Annotated in this window: 3 protein-coding genes; all 3 read left to right on the top strand. The window is 43.0% G+C overall.

The annotated features are described in order from the left end of the window. Nucleotides 1-291 (top strand): hypothetical protein (locus AB1611_06960; protein ID MEW6379330.1); only part of this gene is annotated, 291 nt, incomplete at its 5' end. A 412-nt stretch (nucleotides 292-703) separates the two neighbouring features. After that, on the top strand, nucleotides 704-1,285 hold the full coding sequence (locus tag AB1611_06955; protein MEW6379329.1) for a hypothetical protein: 582 nt from the start codon (nucleotides 704-706) through the stop codon (nucleotides 1,283-1,285). 160 nt (nucleotides 1,286-1,445) lie between these two features. Next, nucleotides 1,446-1,673, top strand: a 228-nt coding sequence (locus AB1611_06950) for a transposase (protein MEW6379328.1), incomplete at its 3' end; no start/stop codon positions are given.

Here is a 1,673-nt window from a genome sequence, read left to right as displayed (position 1 = left end):
CAGAAGATCGATTCTGAGATCGGACAAGTAAACCAAAGAATCGATACCTTAAGCCAGAAGATCGATTCTGAGATCGGACAAGTCAGGCAGGAAATCGGATCGGTCAGGCAAGAAATTGGACAGACAAACCAGCGGATAGATACTCTCGGTCAGAAGATTGACACTCAGATAAGCCTAGTTAAGCAGGAAGTGGGACAGGTAAACCAAAGAATTGATACTTTAAGCACTCAAATTGCCCAATTAAATCAGACTATCATTCAATTCCTCATGACAAAACAGAAAAAATCATAAGCGGTCCTGGAAGTCAGAGATAGCGAAGCTGGAACGAAGTGCAAGGTAAGCAGATTGTTATTTGTGCGCTTATTTCAGTATTTTTCAAAACTCTGATTTTATAGGGTTAAATATTAATGAAGTAATAACACAAAAATGACGATCTACTTACCCTGCACTTCGTTCCAGCTTCGCTATCTCTGGGTCAAACATACCAAAGCGTACTATTTTTTCCCGGGCGGGGCAATATTTATGAAAAAATATTGACTTTGATAAGCTGGAAAAGCCTATAACACTCTATAGTTATTGCTTAATTATTCATTGGCACACAAAATGCTTTTCATAAACCTATATAGAACAAGACAAGGGGGACCTCACGTGAAGCTCTAAAACGGAAAGCTGTGAACAAGGAATTGAGAAAGGGAGATGGCATATGAAAAAGACAATGAATAGAAGTATTAAAATATCCCTGAGCATCAATATAATTGTATTGACCATTTTGCTATCAGCCTTAGGAACCAATGCTCAATATCCGTTTTATAATCCCTTTTATTTCCCTGCCGTTCCCTATTGTACTCCCTGGTCTTATATGCCTTTTTGTTACTCGCCACTGACTTTTAATGCTTATAATAGCTATTATCCTCATACTCTTCCTCTGCTGAATACTCTTTCTCCGGCGCTTCTGCTGCCGGGATTTTCGACTCCGGTAATACCTTCCCTGCCTTTTGGCAGGCTAGCCATGCAAGTGACTACTACCCTTACCGGAACAAGCGCCATTGCCCCAGTTGCGCCGAGCACGAGCGTTGCCGCTCCTGCTTCGACCGGTACGGCTCTTTCGGTATTGATTGCCTCCCTTCTGATCAATACCGGCAATCCCCAGGTAACTGCCGTTCTTAACTTGATATTGGCCGATCCAACCTTATTGAATAACCCTCTCCTATTGAATTCTCTGATCAATACCGGCAATCCCCAGGTAGCTTATGTATTAGCCCTGCTCTCGGCTGGTGTAATCTGATTCGGTTACCGCGGGTTACCGGGTCGGACCATGATAAGTATATGGTATTAAATAGGTAATCCCAGAATAGACACTCAGTTTTGGCCTTAGAAGGGCAATTTGGGGCTAAAAAATCGACCTTTTAAGAAAAAGTTAGGAAAGAAAGGGTGGTGTGTGAAGAATGCCAAGAGCGAACAGGCATTATCTGCCAGGTTATATCTGGCATATTACCCACAGGTGCCATGAGAGAGAATTCCTGCTTAAGTTTGCCCACGATCGGCAAAGTTGGCTCAAGTGGCTGTTTGAGTCAAAAAAGCGCTATGGAGTCCAGATATTGAACTACATAGTGACCTCCAATCACATCCACCTGCTGGTGATGGATGGCGGCTGCCGTGAGGCAATACCCAAA

The organism is bacterium (genome assembly GCA_040755755.1).
In the GTDB taxonomy this organism is placed as follows: domain Bacteria; phylum SZUA-182; class SZUA-182; order DTGQ01; family DTGQ01; genus DTGQ01.
The sequence above is the reverse complement of the archived record's forward strand: the minus strand, read 5'-3'. Positions and strand labels throughout refer to the sequence as shown.